Here is a 19,166-nt window from a genome sequence, read left to right as displayed (position 1 = left end):
GGACCAGGCCGTGCGGAGCCAGTATCAGCTGGTCGGCACGGCCCGGTGCGGAGAGCAGATGCTGGTGCTTCAGGCCCTGCCGACGAGTTCGAAACCGGCCTCGTCGACCGCGGCCCGCACGGCCTCGTCGTCGAGGGGCGCGGCGGAGACCACGGTCACCTCGCCGGTGGATGCGACGGCGGTGACCGAGCTGACTCCGGTGATCCCGGAGATCTCGCCGGAGACGGCGCCTTCGCAGTGCCCGCAGCTCATTCCGCTCACCTTGTAGAGGGTCGTCACGGAACCAGGGGCGTCGGTCTGCGCGGTCATGTCTTACTCCTCGAGGAGACACGTGAGGCTTACGTGCAACCACAATATACCCCTAGGGGGTATTCATCAAAGAGGCTCGGGGCGCGTCGCGGGCGCGCTCCTCGGGCCTGGGGTCCGGCGCGCGGGGCCGGGCTGCGGACCTGGGCTGCCGCGCGGGCCCGTCTGCCGTGCGGGGCCGGCGTGTGGGTCGGCGGGCGGGGTGGGGGTGCGCCGGGGTCGCGGTATGGGGCCGGGCCGGGGCGGCGGGGGTCGGAGCCGGGGTCGGGACCGCGGGATGGGGGCTGCTGCGCGGGCGCGGCCGCCGTGCCGAGCCTCGGCGGCAGCGCGACGGCCTCAGGGGCTGGGCTTGTCGCCCAGAAGTGGCTCCAGGTACCGGTACATCACGCTCTTCAGTTCGGTGATGTACGCCTCCCGCTCCACTCCCTCGTGGGACATGATCAGGTCGAGGCCGGCCTTGAAGAGGGCGAGCGCCATGTTCGCGGTCCGGGAGCGCTCGTCGGACGGCGTGCTCGGCAGATAGCCCGCGACCATCTGCTCGATGCGGGTGAGCGAGGCCTCGTGCAGGGTGTTGTGCTCCTGGGCGATCGGTCCGGGGGTGTCCGGGCCGTGCAGGAGGACGGCGAAGGCGGGGTTCTCGACGTTGAAGGCGATCAACGGGTCGAGGGTCGCGTCCAGCATCTCGGCCAGGGGCAGCCCGAGGTTCTCCTGGGCGAGGGCCCGGTCCTGCGACTCCTGCCACTGCCGCAGCAATTCGTCGCCGAGGCTGATCGCGATCGCTTCCTTGTTCGGGAAGAACTGGTACAGGGTGCCCGGGGAGACGCCGGCCTCCCGGGCGATCGCGTTCGTGCTCGCGGCGGTGTAGCCGGTGCGGCAGAAGACCGTGGCGGCGGCCTGCAGGAGCTGGGCGATGCGGCGCTCGCCGCGCGCCTGGCGGCGGCGTGGCCTGGTCTCCTGCGGCTGCTGCTCGGCCGGTTCCGTGGCCGGCCCGGTGACCGGCCCCTCCGTCTGCTGACTCTTGGGCACGCGTTATCCCCAGCTTCTCGGAACGCGATTGACAGACGCGAGCGGTCGCTCGCATTCTTGGAACGCGAGCGAAGACTCGTGTTTGCCAGTCTATGTGCAATGGACGACCCATGCCCCCTGCACGGACGTACAGGATGCGGGGTCACGGTGAAGGGGACACCGCATCATGGCCGAAGTCAACAACACAGTTCGCCGGGACAGGCGCGACGAAGGGGGCGGATCCGAACCGGGCGTGGACCCTGGGGGTACAGGACCGGGAGGTGCGCGGCCCGGCGGCTGGACCCGCTTCGTGACCGCGCGCCCCCGGCTGTCGCTGCTCGTCGCGTTGCTGCTCACCGCGCTGGCCGTGGTGGCCGGCAGCGGGGTCGCCGACCGGCTGGGCAGCGGCGGCTGGCAGGACCCGGCCGCCCAGTCCACGTACGCGACCACGGCGCTGGAGCGTGAGTTCCCCGCCTCGCAGCCCAATCTGCTGCTCCTCGTCGACTCCGGGCACAGGTCCGTGGACGATCCGGCGGTCGCCGCCGAGGCCGAGCGCCTGACCGCGCGGCTCGCCTCGGAGCGCGGTGTCACAGGAGTCGGCTCCTACTGGAAGTCGGGCGCGCCCGCGCTGCGCGCCGCGGACGGCCACGAGGCGCTGATAGCGGCGCACATCACGGGCGAGGAGAAGGCGGCGAGCGACACCCTGGACCGCATCGCGCCCTCCTACCGGGGAGCACACGGCCCGGTGACGGTGAAGGTCGGCGGCCCGGTCGCCGTGCGCTCCGAGATGCAGACGACCATCCAGGAGGATCTGGCCCGGGCGGAGCTGATCGCCCTGCCGATCACCCTGGTGCTGCTGGTGATGGTCTTCGGCAGCGCGGTCGCGGCCCTGCTCCCGCTGGGCATCGGCATCGTCGCCATCCTCGGCACCAACGCCGTGCTGCGCGGGCTCACCGAGCTCACCGACGTGTCCGTCTTCGCGCTGAACCTCACCACGGCGCTGGGTCTCGGCCTCGCCATCGACTACGCGCTGTTCATCGTGCGCAGGTTCCGCGAGGAACTGTCCACGGACGGCGACCCGTTGAGCGCCGTCGCCGTGACGCTGCGCACCGCGGGACGGACGGTCCTCTTCTCCGCCCTGACGGTGGCCGTCTCCCTGGCCGCGATGCTGGTCTTCCCCCAGTACTTCCTGCGCTCCTTCGCCTACGCCGGCATCGCGGTGGTGCTCCTGGCCGCGGCGGCAGCCCTGGTCCTGCTCCCGGCGGCCCTGGTGTTGCTGGGCCACCGGGTGAACGCCCTCGACCTGAGGCGGCTGTTCAGGCGCGGGGCCCCGCGGGAGGCCCGGCAGGGCACCGGCTGGGGCAGGATGGCGAGGCTCGTGATGCGGCGTGCCCCGCTCTTCGCCGTGGCCACCACGGTCGGCCTGGTGATCCTCGGACTGCCCTTCCTAGGCGTGAAGTTCGGCACGGCGGACGACCGCCAGCTGCCTTCGGGCGCCGAGTCCCATGTGGTGCAGCAGCATATTCGCGACGGGTTCCCGGGCAGCCCGGGCGGCGCCCTGGAGGTGCTCGCCGACGGACGGGCCACCCCGGCGCAGTACGCCGCCTACAAGGACCGTGTCGCAGCTCTGCCCGAGGTGCAGCGGGTGGAGGGACCGCTGGTCAGCGGCGAGAAGGCGTACTTCACGGTCCAGCCGAGGGGCGAAGCGGTGGACTCCGGAGCGCAGCGGCTGGTCGGCGAACTGCGCGGCGTCCGAGCCCCGTTCGACACGTCGGTGACGGGCACGGCCGCGATCCTGGTGGACTCCAAGCACGCGATCGCCGAGCGGCTGCCCTGGGCGGCGGCCGTCATCGCCGCGATCACCCTGCTCCTGGTCTTCCTGCTCACCGGCAGCGTGCTGATTCCGGTGCAGGCGGTCCTGCTCAACGCACTGAGTCTCACGGCGATGTTCGGTGCGGTGGTCTGGGTCTTCCAGGACGGGCATCTGTCGGGCCTGCTCGGCTTCACCAGTCCAGGCTCGATCGAGACGACGCTGCCGGTCCTGATGTTCTGCGTGGCCTTCGGTCTCTCCATGGACTACGGCGTCTTCCTGCTGTCCCGTATCAAGGAGGAGTACGACCACACGGGCGACCACCGTGAGGCGGTGCGCTTCGGGCTGCAGCGCACCGGCGGGCTGATCACTGCGGCGGCGGCCATCCTGGCGGTGGTGATGGTCGCGATCGGTACCTCACGGGTGACCAACACCAAGATGCTCGGTCTGGGCATCGCGCTGGCGGTCCTGATGGACGCGATGGTCGTGCGCAGCCTGCTGGTCCCGGCGGTGATGCGACTGACCGGCCGGGCCACCTGGTGGGCTCCCGCACCACTGCGGCGCTTCCACCAGCGGTTCGGGCTGCGCGAGGAGGAACCGGTGGCAGTCGTCGTCCAGGAACCGGAGGCCGACCGGGGCCGCGACAAGGCCGGGGCGCGCGGCTAGCGTTCCGTCGGAGGGATGATCTCCGGGTCCGGGCTCGGCCCCGGAGATCGCAGACGCGGGCGGAGGGTGCGGTCGTATGCGTGCGGTGGTGTTCGAGCGGTACGGAGAGTCGGCCGAGGTGCGCGAGGTGGCGGACCCGGAGCCTTCCGAGCACGGTGTCGTGGTGCGCGTCGAGGCGACGGGCCTGTGCCGCAGCGACTGGCACGGCTGGATGGGACACGACCCGGACATCGCCCTTCCCCATGTGCCCGGGCACGAACTGGCCGGTGTGGTCGAGGAGGTGGGCGCCGCAGTGACCAGGTGGCGGCCCGGCGATCGGGTCACGGTGCCTTTCGTCTGCGCCTGCGGGACTTGTCCGTCCTGTGCGGCGGGCGACCAGCAGGTGTGCGAGCGGCAGACCCAGCCGGGGTTCACGCACTGGGGTTCCTTCGCACAGTACGTGGCGCTGGAGCACGCGGACGTGAATCTCGTCGCGGTCCCCGAGGACATGTCGTTCCGGACGGCCGCGTCGCTGGGCTGCCGGTTCGCCACGGCCTTCCGCGCGGTCGTCCAGCAGGGCCGGACTGCGGCGGGGGAGTGGGTCGCGGTGCACGGCTGCGGCGGTGTCGGCCTCTCAGCGGTGATGATCGCGGCGGCGTGTGGTGCGAGGGTCGTCGCCGTCGATGTATCGCCTCAGGCCCTCGATTTGGCACGGAAGTTCGGGGCGGCCGAGTGCCTTGACGCCACGGGCACCGAGGACACGGCGGATGCCGTCCGCGCCCTGACGGGCGGCGGCGCCCACGTCTCCCTCGACGCGCTCGGCTCCCCGGCAACCTGTGCCGCATCGGTGAACGGCCTGCGCCGCCGCGGCCGCCATGTCCAGGTCGGCCTGCTGCCGTCGACGACAGGCACGGCCCCGGTGCCCATGTCCCGGGCCATCGCCCTGGAACTGGAGATCCTCGGCAGCCACGGCATGGCGGCCCACACCTACCCGCCCATGCTGGAGTTGGTGCGCTCCGGCGCCCTGCGCCCCGACCTCCTGGTCACCTCGACGATTCCGCTGAGCGCGTCCCCCGAGGCCCTGGCAGCGATGGGTACTGCGCCGGGCAACGGAGTGACGGTGATCGAACCGTGGATCTGAGACGTCCTAGACGGACGGGCCGGGTCGTCGCGGTCCCTTCCGGCCCCCGGAGCTACGCACCCGGCACGGCCGCGAAGGCGACGACGGGCGAGTGACCCGCCCCGCGTGGGGCGGGCCGCAGGCGTGGGAAAGTCAGGTCTCTCCGCGGCCGCGATTGCCGGGGCGGGAGGCCACCCAGTTGCGCACCGTGTCGGCGTACCAGTAGGGCTTTCCGCCCTCCACATGGTCGGGCGGCGGAAGCAGTCCGTGTTTGCGGTAGGACCTCACGGTGTCCGGCCGCACCCGGATGTGCGCGGCGATCTCCTTGTAGGACCAGAGACGACGTTCGGTCATCAGCAGCACCTCCCCGCGCGCGCCGCGGCGACGACCTGGGGGAGGTCGTCGGGGGAGCCGGGCGCTGCGCTGGCGATCACAAAGCCTGTGCTCCCTCAACGAGGCACCTCGCGAAGCGGACAGGGCTTGTGAACCGGGTGTGACGGAAGGGCCGAGTATCCGGGACATGTGTGACACGGAGGAGTTCTTTGTGACACGGATGATGAATTCGGGGCCGTCGACGGCGTCTTCGCCGGACCGGACCCACCGTCGAGTTCCGCACACGGATACGGCCCAGGGGCGGCACCCATGTGAATGGGTTACCGCCCCTGGGCCGTGCCGTGAGGAGGAATTGTGCGGCGCGGGTGCCGGGCGCGCGAGGTGCCCGGCACCGGCCCGCTAGCGGTGGGACGTGGTCCTGCCCCGCCGGTACAGGATGAGCCCGCCGGTCAGCATCGCGACGCTGACCGCCGAGGCCGCGAGCAGACCCTCGCTACCGGTCTCGGCCAGGGCGGCGGGCGCCACGTGCGTCTGCGTGCTGGGCGAGTTGATCGCCGGCACGCCGATCTCCGGCGTGTTCGGCTGCTGAGGAACGCTGGGCTGTGCGGGGTGTTCTTGGCCGGTCTGGCTGGTCCCCTGCTCCGGTGTGTGCGAGACGCCGACACCAGGCTGGACCCTGCCGGGGCCGCTCGAGCACGGGGCGCAGCTGGAACCGCTGTCACGGGGGGTCTGCGCCGGGACGGAGGGGGCCTGTTGCACAGGGGCCGCCTGCGCTGCGGGGCGGCCGTTGGCACAGGAGTTGCCGAACGCGGGGTTCAGCGCCGCAGCCACATTCACCGTGTTGCCGCAGACGTTGACCGGGATGTGCACGGGGACCTGGACGGTGTTGCCGGACGCGACGCCCGGTGATCCGGCCGCGGTGCCGTCGGCCTGCGAGTCCGCGAACACCGGGCTGCCGCACAGGGAGAGGATGCCCGTCGCGGCGGCCGCCGCGACCATTCCCCTGCTCAGGGTCTGTCGCACTCTAGTTGTCTTCCTGCTGGTAGTAGTGGGAAAGCCGGCCCTGGAGCCGTGAAGTGCAGTCCAAGGCCGGCCCTGACACGGCCGGGCGGCTGGTGAGTGAGGACATCAGCCGCGGCGGCTATGACGTCAGCTGTTGGAGCACGCGTTGCCGAACGCCGGGTTCAGCAGCGCGATGACGTTGACCGTGTTGCCGCACGCGTTGATGGGCACGTGCACCGGAATCTGGATGACGTTCCCGGACAGAACACCCGGAGAGTTGACGGCGGAACCTTCGGCGCCCGAGTCGGCCATCGCCGGAGCAGCCATTCCCAGGGCCATGATGGCGCCGGCGACAACGGCAGCGCTCTTCTTGTGCTTCACGTGGTTTCCCTTCTGTGCGGTCGTGCCCCTGTGACGGCCGGAGCCGAGCGAGCACAACTTGAACAGCTCGCCGCACGACCTGCACACTGTGAAACGAGGAATAGGCGGCTGAAGCAACTCCCGAACTGCATGCGCCAACTAATTCACCCGAACGCCGCCGGTGAATTCATACGCAAAGTGCATCGGGGATCGATCCGGTCCCGCAAGAGTCGAGGCAATGCACCCAGCGGGATGGGGAGTTGCTCCGGTGCACGGCCCAACTCGCCGCTGACCTGTTCGTTGCGTGCAGCCGCGTGCAGCCCGAACCTCGGCTGCTGCCGGTGCCGTTGCCCGACGGGACCGGGATGTCGTTCACGAGGTGCGAAAACGATTCGTCACCCTTTGCCCGGGTCAAGTTCCCAGTGCACCGCTGGTTCTGCGCGGCCGAGGGCCGGCACGTCCTGGGCCGCGACCGGCATGAGGCCCACGGGCGATCCGGCGTTCGCCTTCGCCGGCGGGCCTACGGAGAGCCTGCTGGGCGAGCCCTGGACGAGCAGCCGCTGCGGACGCCGGCCATTCCCTTGCGGAACATTTCCCGTACCTTTCCCGGCCAAGATCCATGGTCCTGCTCTGCCACCGACCTGGCCCCCTCGGATTGGTTTCGGAAATTCACTCGGACGGGCCGGTCCATGGCGGCTGATTCGGCCATTCCGCAGGTGGGGCGCGGCCCTGTTCCACTCCTCCGTATGGACCATCGGAGTGAATGGGAGCAACCAAGAGATCGCCTGGTAGTTGTCCAGAGCGCTCCGGTGGACGGGGTTTCTCCAGAAGGGACTAGCAAGTGATGAAGAAGTTCATGGCTGCCGCGGTAGTCGCCGCATCCGTTGTCGGCGCCTCGGCGGCGGCCGCACAGCAGGCGCTGGCGATCAGCGACGACGGTGGCACGACGTCCACCAACGGCAACAGCTCCACGCAGCAGTACGGCAACTCGGCCACGTACGGCAGCATGAGCCCCCAGATGGCGCTCGTCCAGGGCTCGCTGAACAAGCCCTGTGTCGGCCTGCCGGCCAAGGTCAACGCCGGTTCGCTCGTGGGCGTCGTGCCGGTCGCCGTCCAGGACGTCCCGGTCCTGTCGTCGCCGCAGAACCAGCAGTGCACCGAGAACTCCACCCAGGCCGAGGGCGACGAGCCGCTGTCGCACATCCTGGACGACATCCCGGTCCTGTCCGGCAACGGAACCGGCAACAGCTGAGCCCGGTACACCAGGAGTGGCCCGCCGCGGCTCGGCGGGCCGCCCCTTTGGCGCGCTCAGGCCGGTGCGACGGCTCTCGTACGGCCTCAGTCGCCGTACAGTCCCTCGATCTCCCGCGCGTACGCCTTTGTCACGGCTTGCCGCTTGATCTTCAGGGAGGGGGTGAGCAGTCCGTTCTCCTCCGTGAACTCGCCCTCGACCAAGGCGAATCTGCGGATGGACTCCGCCCGGGAGACCGCCTGGTTCGCGTGGTCGACGGCCTTCTGCACCTCCGCGCGCATCTGCGGATCGCGGACCACCTCGGACATCGGGGTGTCCGCGGGCAGTTTGCGCACGGCGAGCCAGTGGGCGACCGCTTCGGGGTCCAGGGTGATCAGGGCGGCGACATAAGTGCGGTTGTCGCCCACCACGATGCACTGGCCGACGGGCGAGCGGCTGCGCAGCCGGTCCTCCAGGACGGCGGGGGAGACGTTCTTGCCGCCCTTGGTGATGAGGATGTCCTTCTTCCGGCCGGTGATGGTGAGATAGCCGTCCTGGTCGAGCGCCCCCAGGTCGCCCGTGGCGAACCAGTCGCCGCTGAGCACGGCGTCCGTCGCCGCGGGGTTGTTCCAGTACCCGCCGAAGACCACGCCGCCCTTGATCAGGACCTCGCCGTCGTCGGCGATGCGGACGGCCGTGCCCGGGACGGGCAGGCCCACCGTGCCGGGGCGGGGCCCGAGGGGCGGGACGATGGTGGCGGCGGCACTCGTCTCGGTGAGCCCGTAGCCCTCGTAGACCATGATCCCGGCGGCGTAGAAGAACAGGCTGAGATCCCGGTCGAGCGGGGAGCCGCCGCTGATGGCGTACTGCATCCGGCCGCCCAGCTCCTTGCGGATCCGCCGGTAGACCAGCAGGTCGTACAGTGCCCACGCCGCATACGACCTCGGGCCCGGGCCCTTGCCGCCGCCCAGGAACTTCTTCAGGTGCGCCGCACCGAAGCTGACCGCGATACGGTCGGCGCGGTCGAAGGAGGCGCCGCGGCCGATCCGTTCGGCGGTGGCACGACCCGTGTCGTGGATCTTCTCGAAGAGATAAGGGACGGCCACCAGGAACGTGGGGCGGAACTCCCGTAGCGCGGGCCGCAGTTCATCGGGCTTGATGCTCGGGAAGTGGCCCAGCTCGATACGGGCCATCAGACAGGCGATCTGCAGGGTGCGGCCCAGGATGTGGGCCAGCGGCAGGAACAGGAGGGTCGACGCGACCTGGCCGGTGACCTCCTTGAAGACGGGGTGGAGCAGTTCGACGGTGTTGGCGGCCTCGGCGTGCAGGTTGGCGTGGGTGAGGACGCAGCCCTTGGGGCGGCCGGTGGTGCCGGAGGTGTAGCAGAGTGTGGCCACCGTGTCGGGGGTGAGCGCGGCACGGCGTTTGGCCACCTCCTCGTCGGGGATGCCGCGGCCGAGGACAGCGAGCCTGCCGAGGGCGTCCTCGGCCAGACGCCACACCTGCGGCGGCTGCGGATGCGAGGCCGTCGCCGTCGCGACCGTGTGCGCGTTCTCCGCGCTCTCCACGACGGCGAAGCGGGCTCCGGAGTCCCGCACGATCCAGTCGACCTGCTCGGCGGAGGAGGTGGCGTAGACGGGAACGGACTGTCCGCCTGCCGCCCAGATCGCGAAGTCGAGAACGGTCCACTCGTAGCGGGTGCGGGACATGACCGCGACCCGGTCGCCGGGTTCGAGACCCGCCGCGATCAGCCCCTTGGCGGTGGCGGTCACCTCGGCGGCGAAGGCGGCCGCGGTCACCGGCCGCCAGGTGGCCCCCTCCTGACGGCGCAGCACCACCGCCCCGGGAGCCTCCGCCGCGTTGGTGAAGGGCAGGTCGGCGGTACTGCCGGCCGAGGGGCGCGGCGTCATCGGCGCGCTGCGCACCTCGCGGACCGTCCCCGCATCGTCCCTGATCAGCTCGACCCCGGTGCGGTCCACCAGGTCGCTGCGCCTCCGTGCCCGTTTCAGATCCCTGCGTACGCTCATGACGGCTCCGGTCGCGGCTCGCGTGCGGACGTGCGTACTTACTTGGAGGTCAACTTACTCGCGAGTTAAGGATTTTCAACGGTGCGGACAAGGATCGTGCGGTTCGAGGGCGCGCGGTGCGGGGGACGGGTCAGTCCGCGCCCCGCAGTGCGGACGCCTCCCGGATCGCCTTCGCGAGGCTCCGTACGTCCGTGTCCTGCCGGCGCGCCGCCAGCCCCTCCGCGTGTTCCGCGAGTGCGGTGAGGCCTGGACTGCCGGGGAGCCGGGCCGCCTGGTACGCGGCGTCCTGGCGCAGGTCGTCGGCGAAGTACGCCGCCGTCGCCGCGACCTGGAGTCCGTACGAGGACCGCCACACATCGTCGCCGAGGGAGCCGGTCTCCAACTGCCCCGACTCCTCGTGCGGGGCGCGGGTGCCGGGATCCAGCCAGCGGACGCTCGCCGTGGCGAGGTGCCCGGTGGTGCCGGGCCGGGTGCGGACCGCGTAGAGCGCGGTGACGGTGTGGCCGGGACCGACCTCGCCGCCGTCCACGCGATCGTCGCGGAAGTCCTCGTCGGCGACGCGCCGGTCGTCGTAGCCGACGAGGCGGAACTCCGCCACGGTCTGCGGGTCGAAGGCGACCTGGGCCTTCGCGTCCCGGGCCGTCAGCTCGACGTTCTGCGGCAACTGCTCGCTGAAGACGCTGCGGGCGTCCTCGTCGGAGGAGACGTACGTCGTGTGCCCGTCGCCCCGGTCGGCGAGGCGTTCCATGAGCGCGTCGCCGTACTCGCTGCCCACACCGACCCCGAAGAGGGTGATGCCGTGCTCGCGGCGAGCGTTCGCGATGCGCTCCAGGATGGTGTCGGCATCGGTGTCGCCGGTGTTGGCCAGCCCGTCCGAGAGCAGCACGACCCGGTTGGTGGCGCCCGGGCGCAGACCCTCGACCGCGGTGGCGTACCCGGTGCGGACACCCGCGCCGAGGTTGGTGGAGTCCGTGGGCCGCAGTTCGTCGATCGCGTCGTGGACGCGGGCGCGGTGGCCGCCGACGCGGGTCATCGGCAGGACCGTCCTGGCCTCGTCGCTGAAGGTGACGAGCGCGATCGAGTCGTCGTCCCGCAGCCGGTCGGTCAACATGCCGAGGGAGTCCCTGACCAGGTCGAGGCGGCCGGGCTCGCCCATGGAACCGGAGACGTCGATGACGAACGTCAGTGCGGCGGGCGGGCGTTCGCCCTCCGGCGCGGTGCGGGTGGCGAGGCCGACCCGGACCAGCGACCAGCCGTCCTTGCCGGTGCGCGCGCCGTCGACGGTGACGCTGAAGCCGTTGCCGTGCGGCCGTTCGTAGTCCTGGCGGAAGCTGTTGACGAACTCCTCCGGGCGTACGGTCGCCGGATCCGGCAGACGTCCCTCGGCGAGGGTGCGGCGCGTGTAGCCGTACGAGGCGGTGTCCACGTCCAGTGCGAACGTGGAGAGGTGGTTCGCACTCTCCCGGCCGTCACTCCGCCCCGCGCTGTACGCCGGGGCGGGGAACGGGGCCGAGCCGTACGACTTGCCCGAGTGGTCCGAGATGCCGCCCGAGCAGCCGGTGATCAGCAGGCCAGCCGCGATCACGAGCGCGAGCAGTGTGCCGCGCGGTCGTCGTGTCCGGTAGTCCCCCATGGGTGCTCCCTTGTCTCCGCTGACGTCGACGTCTGTGACTGTGACGGCGGAAGGGGCCCGGATGTGCGGTACGGGGCGTTGCGGATGGATCTCGAACCGGCCACGGCGGGCGGCCGCCGAGACCGGTGGGAGATCCTCCGTTGACCTAGGACACGATGTCCTTGCGCGCGAAACCCCGGAAGGCCAGCGCGAACAGCACGAGCGCGTACGTTATGGAAACCACGGTGCCCTGGATCAGGCCGGCCCACTCCGGCCGGGGCTGAACGGCGTCGACCCAGGCGTACTGCCAGTGCGCGGGCAGGAAGTCGCGCCAGTGGCCGAGAGCGGTGACCGCGTCCAGCACGTTCCCCACGATGGTGAGACCGACCGCACCGCCGACCGCGCCCAGTGGCGCGTCCGTCTTGGTCGACAGCCAGAACGCGAGCCCGGCGGTGACCAGTTGGGACACGAAGATGTACGCCACCACGACAGCGAGCCGTCCGGCCGCCGTGCCCGCGGCGAGGGAGCCGCCGGTCGGTATGTCCAGCGGCCCCCAGCCGTAGGCCGCCGTGCCCACCGCGAGGGCGACGACCGGCAACAGCACCATGGCCGCGAGGCTCAGGCCGAGACCGACCACGAGCTTGGACCACAGCAGCCGGGACCGCGGGACGGGCGCCGCGAGCAGATAGCGCAGCGAGGACCAGCTCGCCTCGGAGGCGACCGTGTCACCGCAGAACAGGGCGACCGGGATGACCAGCAGGAACCCGGCGGACACGAAGAGGTTCACCGCCACGAAGTTGGCGCCCGACGCGGTCGCCGTGTCCATCAGCGTGACCTGGCCGTTGCGGGCGCCGGGTTGACCGCCGATGGCGAAGGCGATCACCAGCACGAAGGGGAGCAGAGCCAGGATCGCGCCCATGACGAGCGTCCGGCGCCGCTTCAACTGCCGGACGAGCTCGACCCGCAGGGGCAGCGTCCGCCGTGCCCGGTAACCGTCGGCCGTCTCCGCCCGCTCGGCGAGCGCACTCATGCGGAACCTCCGATCAGAGTGAGGAAGGCGTCCTCGAGACGCCGGTGGGGACCCAGCGAGGCCACCGGCACGTCGAGCCGGATGAGTTCGACGAGAAGCCGAGCGGCTGCCGCCGACCGGCCGGAGCCGCCGACCGGCACGGCGGAGACGGCGGACACGACCGGCTCGCCGGAGCCCTCGGACACGGCCGGCTCGTCGGAGACCGTCCCGGAGGCGATCGGTTCCTGAGGGCTCACGGCGGGCGCGAGTGCCACCACGGAGACTCCGGCGGGCGAGTCCGGCCCGGCAGAACCGTCCCTGGTCACCATCGGCCCGGCGGGCACGTCGGTGGCAACGGCCGCCCCGGACACACCGACCGGTGTCATCGGCTCCGCGGGGGCGGTCGGCTCCGCGTGGCGTCCCGGTGCGGCGATCGGCTCGGCGGGGGGTGCCAGGCGTACCAGCAGTCCGCCCTCCGTCCGTACCGCCGAGGCCACTCCGGGCAGCGCGGCCACCTTCTCCACCAGCGGGTCGGGGACATCGGCGGCCAGGCCGACCAGGAGCGTGTCGCCGGAGCCCACGATCTCGTCCACCGGGCCCGCCTGGATGAGGCGCCCACGGTCCATCACCACCAGGTGGGTGCAGGACTGTTCGACCTCCGCCAGCAGGTGGCTCGAGACGATCACCGTGCGGCCCGCCGCCGCGTACCGGATCATGACCTTGCGCATCTCGCGGATCTGCGGCGGGTCCAGACCGTTGGTCGGCTCGTCCAGGATCAGCAGGTCCGGCAGGCCGAGCATCGCCTGGGCGATGGCGAGGCGCTGACGCATGCCCTGCGAGTAGGTGCGCACCGCGCGCGCCAGCGCGTCCCCCAACCCCGCGATCTCCAGCGCCTCGTCCAGATGCGCGTCCTCGGGCGGGCGACCCGTGGCCCGCCAGTACAGCTCCAGGTTCTCCCGGCCGGACAGATGCGGCAGGAATCCGGCGCCCTCCACGAAGGCGCCGACCCGGGACAGCACCGGGGCACCGGGACGGATCGCATGGCCGAAGACCCGGATCTCGCCGGCGTCCGGCTTGATCAGACCCATCAGCATGCGGAGCGTCGTGGTCTTGCCGGCGCCGTTCGGCCCGAGCAGGCCCAGCACCTGGCCCTTCTCCACGCGGAACGAGAGGTCCCGCACCGCGTACCGGTCCGCCGCGCCGGCGTATCGCTTGCTCAGGTCCGTGATCTGCAGCGGCACGGAGTCCAGAACGGGATCGGGCGCGGTGGCCGTTCGGCGCCTGCGGCCCGTCAGGAGCAGTGCGAGGGCGATCAGCGCGCCGGCCGGCGGGAACCACCACACCCATGAGGGAAGCGGGGCCGCCGCGGTCGTCACACCCGGTGCCGTGGGCACCTCCAGAGCGCCCTTCAGGGCGACCGTGTACGTGGCGGGCGCCGCCGGGGAGGCATAGCCGAGGTCGGTCGAGGCGAGGACCAGCCGCAGCCGGTGTCCCTTCTGCACCTCGTGGTCGATCGCGGGCAGGGTCAGCGTGACGTCCTTGCCGGCCTTGGCGCCGGTCACCCGGACGGGGGCGACCAGTTGTGAGGGCAGGACCGGCTGGACGCTGCCCGGCCCGACGTCGTACACCTTGCCGAACAGGACGGCGTCGTCACTCGTCGACGTCACATGGACGGTCACCATCGGCGAGCCGGTGATCCACAGGTCTCCGCGTACGGGCCGCGAGTCGAAGTGCGCGTACTGCCCGGGGAAGTCCAGCGACACTCCGATGCCCAGCGACGACAGCTGGGACAGGCCGCCCTGGCCGCCGAGACCGGGGAGCGCGGAGACAGCGGGCGGGTTGGCACCCGCCGGGTTCGCGAAGCTCTGCTGCCGGCCGCTGAGCGAGACCGTCCTGCGCCCGCTCTCCAGCCCTGGGTACAGGTCCCCGCTCGCGCCCCGGAGCAGGATCGTGCCGTCCGTGGAGTTGAAGCCGCCGGTGCGGGTGATGCGGAAGGCAGGGCCGGTGTCGACACCCGTCTCGTCCTTCAGATAGCGGTCGAACCACGCCGTGACGCGGGCCTGTACGCGACTCGTCTCCAGGTCCCCGCCGTCGTGCCCGCCCGCGATCCAGTCGACGTCCACGGGGGCGCCGTTGGCCGTGATCGCCCTGGCCGCCGCGTCGGCCTGGCCGAGCGGGAACAGCGAGTCGGACTGGCCCTGCACCAGGAGCGTGGGCACCTTGATGTCCTTGCCGACCGCGAACGGGGACCGCTCCTCCAACAGAGCCCGCGCCTGCGCGTCGGGCATCCCGGACTCGGCCACCCGGTCGTACATCCGGCACAGCTCGGTGGTGAATCTGCCGCAGCCGCCGCCGGAGTTCATGAAGACGCCGGCCCACAGCTTCTTGAACACCCCGTTCGGGAACAGGGCGTCTGCCAGGTTCCAGTAGGTGATGGCCGGGGCGATCGCGTCCACCCGGTGGTCGTACCCCGCGGCCAGCAGCGAGATGGCACCGCCGTACGACCCGCCCGCCATGCCCACGCGCGGGTCGCCGGGCTTGTCGAGCTGGACGTCGGGCCGCTTCGCCAGCCAGTCGATCAGCTTCGAGACGTCGGCCACCTCGCCCTTGGGGTCGTTGAGCCCGATCTTCCCGGTGGACCTGCCGAATCCGCGTGCCGACCAGGTCAGCACGGCGTACCCGTCACGCGCGAGCTGCTCGGCCTGGCCCTCGACGTCCTTCTTGCTGCCGCCGAAGCCGTGCGCCAGCAGGACGGCCGGGCGGCGGCCGCCGGATCCCGAGGTGAAGTACGAGGTGTCGATCCGGACCCCGCCGCCCATGTCCATGAGCCTGTCGGCGCGGTGTACGGCAGGCGCGTCGTCCAAGGCGGCGGCCGTCCACGTGCCGGCACCGGCCAGCACGAGGAGGACCGCGGCCACGGCGGCCACGGTCCTTCGGCGCAGCCCCCGGACTGCCCGCAGTCGAAGATCCATGCGTCAACGGTAAGGCCCGGCACCGAGAACCGAAGCAGCCGCCGGGCTGAACCGCTGCCCCTCCCGGAGGCGTACGGCTCCGCTGCCGCCTACCGCAGGCGTGGTACGTGAAGACCGGAGGAAAACGGCCGTGCCACGATCGCCGCGGAAGTCGCCGTGACCGGGAGCTCTTCGACCGGCCCGCGCGCGGAACGGGCCGGGCGGTTCCTGACCGCCGCGGGGGACCCTTCGACCGGCTCGTGCGTACCGAACGGGCCGGGCGGTTCTTGGCCGACGACCGCGACCGGCCACTATCTTTCCCCGGCCCGCGAGGAAGGCGCAGCCACCCCCGCCGGCTTCGCCGGCCGCCACTACCGCAGGGTGAGGCGCCGGTCCCGAGGGATGACGCGGACCATGGAGTTGACCAGGTGGTCCACGGCGTCCGCCCCTGGTCTGTCGGAGAGGTTCGACAGCAACCGCACCATGGCACCCATGACGCGCGGCGACTTCACCGCGTTCTGGGTGACCAGGCTGGTGAACATCGGATGGGCCATCAGCGAGGAGAAGCCCCGTCCCAGGCGGTAGTAGCGGCCGAGGCGGGTGGAGATCTCCTGGCAGTAGCCGCTGAGGACCTGTTCACGGGAAGCCCCTGAGGGCCGGCAGACGGCTTGGGCCACGAGGTCGGCGGCGAGTTCCGCCGACTCCATGGCGTACGCGATGCCTTCGCCGTTGCACGGGTTGACCATGCCTCCCGCGTCACCGATCAGCAGGAGACCGCGGTGGTAGTGCGGCAGGCGGTTGAATCCCATGGGCAGGGCGGCGCCGCGCAGCGGGCCGTCGGCGTTTCTCTCGTCGTGCAGCCCCCACTCCTGCGGAGTCCGATCGAGCCACGGGGCGAGCATCTTGCGGATGTCGGTGGCCCCGGTGCGCGAGTCGTTGAGGACGCCGAGGCCCACGTTCACCCGGCCGTCGCCCATGGGGAAGATCCAGCTGTAGCCGGGGAGGATCCGTCCGTCCGGGCGGCGCAGGTCCAGCCAGGACTCCAGATAGGGGTCCTCGTGCTTGACGGGGCTGCGGTAGTAGCGGCGGACAGCGGTGCCCACGGGACGGCTCGCCAGTCGGGTGACGCCCATGGCCAGGCTCAGTCGTCCGGCGACGCCGTCCGCCGCGATCACCACCGGCGCGCTGAACGTGAGGGGCCTGCGCTCGGGGCCCACGGCGACGACGCCCGTGATCCGCCCGCGCGCGTCCTGGACGGGTTCGACGGCCTTGGTCCCCGTGTGCAGCACGGCACCCGCCGCGACCGCCCGCTCGGCGAGGATCCGGTCGAAGTCGTGCCGGGTGCGGGTGAGGCCGTAGCCGGGGAAGGAGCCGCTTTCGGGCCAGTCGACCTCGAGGACCACTCCGCGGGAGACGAAGCGCAGCCCCCGGTTGCGGCTCCAGCCCGGAGCGGACGTGTCGATGCCCATCCGCACGAGGTGCCGGACGGCGCGTGGGGTCAGCCCGTCCCCGCAGACCTTCTCTCGTGGAAAGACCGCCTTTTCGACCATGACCACGTGCACACCCTGCCGCGCCAGGTGGTACGCGGCCGTCGATCCCGCCGGACCGGCCCCCACGACGAGCACCTGTGAGTCGATCCGTTCCGGACCCCTCACTTTCGTGGCTCCCTCGGTCCGGACCCCGACGCGTCGGACCCCGACGCGTCGGACGCCTGCGGGACCGTCGCGCGGTGCAGCGCGACGATGCCTCCGGTGAGGTTGCGCCAGGCGACGTGTCCCCAGCCGGCCTCTTTGATCATCGTGGCGAGCCGGGGCTGGTCGGGCCAGGCGAGGATGCTGTCCGACAGGTAGGTGTAGGCGGCCGGATTGCTGGAGACACCGCGGGCGACCCGCGGCAGGCCGCCCATCAGGTAGCGCAGGTAGACGGTGCGGAACGGCGGCCAGACGGGGTGGCTGAACTCGCAGACGACAAGCCGTCCGCCGGGCCGGGTGACCCGTGCCATCTCGCGCAGCGCGGCCACCGGATCGACCACGTTGCGCAGGCCGAACATGATGGTCACGGCGTCGAAGGCGTGTGCCTCGAAGGGCAGCGACAGAGCGTCTCCGACACGGATGCCCACGGACCTGCCACCGCCCTGGGAGACCATCCCCGGTGAGCGGTCGATGCCGATGACCGTGGCTCCTGACCTGGCCAGTTCCTCGGTGGACACCCCCGTCCCGCAGGCGACGTCGAGGCATCGGTCGCCCGCGCGGAGGCCCAGCGCCGCCCGGGTACGGGCGCGCCACACTCTGTCGCGGCCGCCGGACAGCAGCGTGTTGGTCCGGTCGTAGCGGTGGGCCGCTTCGTCGAACATGCGCGTGACGTCATCCGGATTCTTGGCGAGAGTCGCACGGTTCACCGACTGCTCCTCAGATCTGTCCAGGCGTGACTACAGGTTTCCCCGGCGTTCCTGTTCACGTTCCACAGCCTCGAACAAGGCCTTGAAGTTCCCTTTTCCAAAGCCCTGACTTCCGTGACGTTCAATCAATTCGATGAAGAAGGTGGGGCGGTCGACGAGTGGCCGGGTGAAGATCTGCAGCAGATAGCCGTCGTCGTCCCGGTCGACCAGAATTCCGCGTTCGCGCAGTGCGGCGATGTCGACGCGGACCGTCCCGATACGGGCACGGAGTCCCGGGTCGTCGTAGTAGGTGTCGGGGGTCGTCAGAAAATCGACGCCCGCCGACCGGAGCGCATCGGTCGCGGCGAGGATGTCGTCCGTTTCCAGGGCGATGTGCTGGACGCCGGGCCCGCGGTGGTACTGAAGGTATTCGTCGATCTGGGACCGCTTCTTCCCGGGAGCCGGTTCGTTCAGCGGGAGTTTCACCTTTCCTGTCCCGTCGGCGACGACCTTGCTCATGAGAGCGGAGTACTCGGTGGCGATGTCGTCGCCGATGAACTCGGCCATGGTGCTGAATCCCAGTACACGCCGGTAGAAGTCGACCCATTCGTCCATGCGGCCGTATTCCACGCATCCCACGGTGTGGTCGACGCGGTGGAAGAGCCGGGGGCCGCGAGGTGCGGGAGCCACGGACGGCCGGTCGAAGCCGGGCATGAACAATCCCTGGTACCGGCCGCGTTCCACCAGGCTGTGGCGCAGTTCCCCGTAGGTGGCGAGGGCGGCGGTACGGATCTGCCCCGACTCGTCGGCGTGGGTGGTGGGTTCTTGGACCAGGGTGGCCCCGGCGGCGACCGCGTGGGCCACAGCTGCGTCGAGGTCGGCCACTTCAAGGGCGATGTCACTGACACCGTCCGCGTGATCGGCGGCCCATCGGGCGGCGGTGCTGTCCGGCTCGACTCCGCCGGTGACAAGGAGCCGCACCTCACCGGAGGTGAGCAGATATTCCACCGTGCCGTGGCGGGACTTCTCACCGGCGCGATGGGCGGTCAGCTCCATGCCGAAAGCCGTGACATAGAAGTACGCTGCCTGCCGCGCGTTTCCCACGCACAGCCGAATGTGATCGATCCCCAGGAGTTCCGGAGGCCTTTTTCCGTCAGAACCCGCGTCCTGCTCCAGGGAACGAGGGGAAAGCGTGGTCGTGTACAGCTCCATGCCCGGAGTCCTTTGTCGTGAGGACAAACGGAAGGATTCCCGCCGACGCAGCATCCTGGCATGCCCGATGCCGGGAAACACCGGCCCCTGGACCGAGTGAGTGACCCGTTCACCCGCAGGGACCAGGGGTCCTTCGCCACGCTGATCTCGCGTGCGAGCATGCGTC

15 protein-coding genes are annotated in these 19,166 nt (G+C 71.0%); 3 read left to right on the top strand and 12 right to left on the bottom strand.

The features are described from left to right. Nucleotides 1-69 precede the first annotated feature (69 nt). Together ACWDA7_RS21640 and ACWDA7_RS21635 are read right to left on the bottom strand one after the other, a co-directional pair. Nucleotides 70-309, bottom strand: a complete 240-nt coding sequence (locus tag ACWDA7_RS21640) for a heavy-metal-associated domain-containing protein (RefSeq protein WP_450605862.1) — start codon at nucleotides 307-309, stop codon at nucleotides 70-72. Nucleotides 310-642: 333 nt separating this feature from the next. After that, nucleotides 643-1,332 carry a TetR family transcriptional regulator gene (locus ACWDA7_RS21635; RefSeq protein WP_450605861.1) on the bottom strand — a complete coding sequence of 230 codons (690 nt, stop codon included), beginning with the start codon at nucleotides 1,330-1,332 and terminating at the stop codon, nucleotides 643-645. A 166-nt stretch (nucleotides 1,333-1,498) separates the two neighbouring features. Between ACWDA7_RS21635 and ACWDA7_RS21630 the strand changes: the two genes are divergently transcribed. Beyond that, a complete protein-coding gene (locus ACWDA7_RS21630; protein WP_450605860.1) occupies nucleotides 1,499-3,787 on the top strand; it encodes an MMPL family transporter in 2,289 nt (762 codons plus the stop codon). Between the two features lie 76 nt (nucleotides 3,788-3,863). Beyond that, complete coding sequence (locus tag ACWDA7_RS21625; protein ID WP_450605859.1) at nucleotides 3,864-4,907, top strand: zinc-dependent alcohol dehydrogenase family protein; 1,044 nt, start codon at nucleotides 3,864-3,866, stop codon at nucleotides 4,905-4,907. Nucleotides 4,908-5,039: 132 nt separating this feature from the next. On the opposite strand, the gene ACWDA7_RS21620 is transcribed toward ACWDA7_RS21625, so the two are convergent. The 3 genes from ACWDA7_RS21620 to ACWDA7_RS21610 all read right to left on the bottom strand — a co-directional run bounded on the left by ACWDA7_RS21620 (nucleotide 5,040) and on the right by ACWDA7_RS21610 (nucleotide 6,560). Beyond that, on the bottom strand, nucleotides 5,040-5,240 hold the full coding sequence (locus ACWDA7_RS21620) for a helix-turn-helix transcriptional regulator (RefSeq protein ID WP_450605858.1): 201 nt from the start codon (nucleotides 5,238-5,240) through the stop codon (nucleotides 5,040-5,042). A gap of 378 nt (nucleotides 5,241-5,618) precedes the next feature. Continuing rightward, nucleotides 5,619-6,242: a chaplin family protein gene (locus ACWDA7_RS21615; RefSeq protein ID WP_450605857.1), complete on the bottom strand. Its 624-nt coding sequence runs from the start codon at nucleotides 6,240-6,242 to the stop codon at nucleotides 5,619-5,621. Nucleotides 6,243-6,368: 126 nt separating this feature from the next. Then, nucleotides 6,369-6,560 carry a chaplin gene (locus ACWDA7_RS21610; RefSeq protein WP_359399255.1) on the bottom strand — a complete coding sequence of 64 codons (192 nt, stop codon included), beginning with the start codon at nucleotides 6,558-6,560 and terminating at the stop codon, nucleotides 6,369-6,371. Between the two features lie 865 nt (nucleotides 6,561-7,425). Here ACWDA7_RS21610 and ACWDA7_RS21605 point away from each other — a divergent pair. After that, the gene (locus ACWDA7_RS21605) at nucleotides 7,426-7,833 is read left to right on the top strand and encodes a rodlin (protein WP_450605856.1); all 408 of its coding nucleotides are present in this window, start codon (nucleotides 7,426-7,428) and stop codon (nucleotides 7,831-7,833) included. Nucleotides 7,834-7,919: 86 nt separating this feature from the next. On the opposite strand, the gene ACWDA7_RS21600 is transcribed toward ACWDA7_RS21605, so the two are convergent. The 7 genes from ACWDA7_RS21600 to hppD form a co-directional block, all read right to left on the bottom strand. Continuing rightward, nucleotides 7,920-9,839, bottom strand: coding sequence for an AMP-dependent synthetase/ligase (locus ACWDA7_RS21600; RefSeq protein WP_450605855.1), 1,920 nt, complete (start codon nucleotides 9,837-9,839; stop codon nucleotides 7,920-7,922). Between the two features lie 130 nt (nucleotides 9,840-9,969). Continuing rightward, a complete protein-coding gene (locus ACWDA7_RS21595; protein ID WP_450605854.1) occupies nucleotides 9,970-11,472 on the bottom strand; it encodes a YfbK domain-containing protein in 1,503 nt (500 codons plus the stop codon). 145 nt (nucleotides 11,473-11,617) lie between these two features. Continuing rightward, nucleotides 11,618-12,481 carry an ABC transporter permease gene (locus ACWDA7_RS21590; RefSeq protein ID WP_359399218.1) on the bottom strand — a complete coding sequence of 288 codons (864 nt, stop codon included), beginning with the start codon at nucleotides 12,479-12,481 and terminating at the stop codon, nucleotides 11,618-11,620. After that, a complete protein-coding gene (locus tag ACWDA7_RS21585) occupies nucleotides 12,478-15,432 on the bottom strand; it encodes an alpha/beta fold hydrolase (RefSeq protein ID WP_450605853.1) in 2,955 nt (984 codons plus the stop codon). Before ACWDA7_RS21585 ends, ACWDA7_RS21590 begins: the two co-directional genes overlap by 4 nt. A 350-nt stretch (nucleotides 15,433-15,782) precedes the next feature. After that, the gene (locus ACWDA7_RS21580) at nucleotides 15,783-17,066 is read right to left on the bottom strand and encodes a geranylgeranyl reductase family protein (protein ID WP_450605852.1); all 1,284 of its coding nucleotides are present in this window, start codon (nucleotides 17,064-17,066) and stop codon (nucleotides 15,783-15,785) included. Next, on the bottom strand, nucleotides 17,063-17,809 hold the full coding sequence (locus tag ACWDA7_RS21575) for a demethylmenaquinone methyltransferase (protein ID WP_450605851.1): 747 nt from the start codon (nucleotides 17,807-17,809) through the stop codon (nucleotides 17,063-17,065). The genes ACWDA7_RS21580 and ACWDA7_RS21575 overlap by 4 nt, the downstream gene beginning before the upstream one ends. A gap of 30 nt (nucleotides 17,810-17,839) precedes the next feature. Then, complete coding sequence (gene hppD, locus ACWDA7_RS21570) at nucleotides 17,840-19,000, bottom strand: 4-hydroxyphenylpyruvate dioxygenase (protein ID WP_450605850.1); 1,161 nt, start codon at nucleotides 18,998-19,000, stop codon at nucleotides 17,840-17,842. Between the last annotated feature and the right edge of the window lie 166 nt (nucleotides 19,001-19,166).

This window comes from Streptomyces sp. NPDC001156 (assembly GCF_053598275.1).
Note: the sequence above shows the minus strand (reverse complement) of the source record. Positions and strands in the feature narration are given on the sequence as shown.

Coding starts and splice junctions, on each gene's coding strand:
- ACWDA7_RS21640 (WP_450605862.1), bottom strand. CDS start 309: ATGACCGCGCAGACCGACGCCCCTGGTTCCGTGACGACCCTCTACAAG.
- ACWDA7_RS21630 (WP_450605860.1), top strand. CDS start 1,499: ATGGCCGAAGTCAACAACACAGTTCGCCGGGACAGGCGCGACGAAGGG.
- ACWDA7_RS21625 (WP_450605859.1), top strand. CDS start 3,864: ATGCGTGCGGTGGTGTTCGAGCGGTACGGAGAGTCGGCCGAGGTGCGC.
- ACWDA7_RS21620 (WP_450605858.1), bottom strand. CDS start 5,240: ATGACCGAACGTCGTCTCTGGTCCTACAAGGAGATCGCCGCGCACATC.
- ACWDA7_RS21610 (WP_359399255.1), bottom strand. CDS start 6,560: ATGGCCCTGGGAATGGCTGCTCCGGCGATGGCCGACTCGGGCGCCGAA.
- ACWDA7_RS21605 (WP_450605856.1), top strand. CDS start 7,426: ATGAAGAAGTTCATGGCTGCCGCGGTAGTCGCCGCATCCGTTGTCGGC.
- ACWDA7_RS21600 (WP_450605855.1), bottom strand. CDS start 9,839: ATGAGCGTACGCAGGGATCTGAAACGGGCACGGAGGCGCAGCGACCTG.
- ACWDA7_RS21595 (WP_450605854.1), bottom strand. CDS start 11,472: ATGGGGGACTACCGGACACGACGACCGCGCGGCACACTGCTCGCGCTC.
- ACWDA7_RS21590 (WP_359399218.1), bottom strand. CDS start 12,481: ATGAGTGCGCTCGCCGAGCGGGCGGAGACGGCCGACGGTTACCGGGCA.
- ACWDA7_RS21585 (WP_450605853.1), bottom strand. CDS start 15,432: ATGGATCTTCGACTGCGGGCAGTCCGGGGGCTGCGCCGAAGGACCGTG.
- hppD (WP_450605850.1), bottom strand. CDS start 19,000: ATGGAGCTGTACACGACCACGCTTTCCCCTCGTTCCCTGGAGCAGGAC.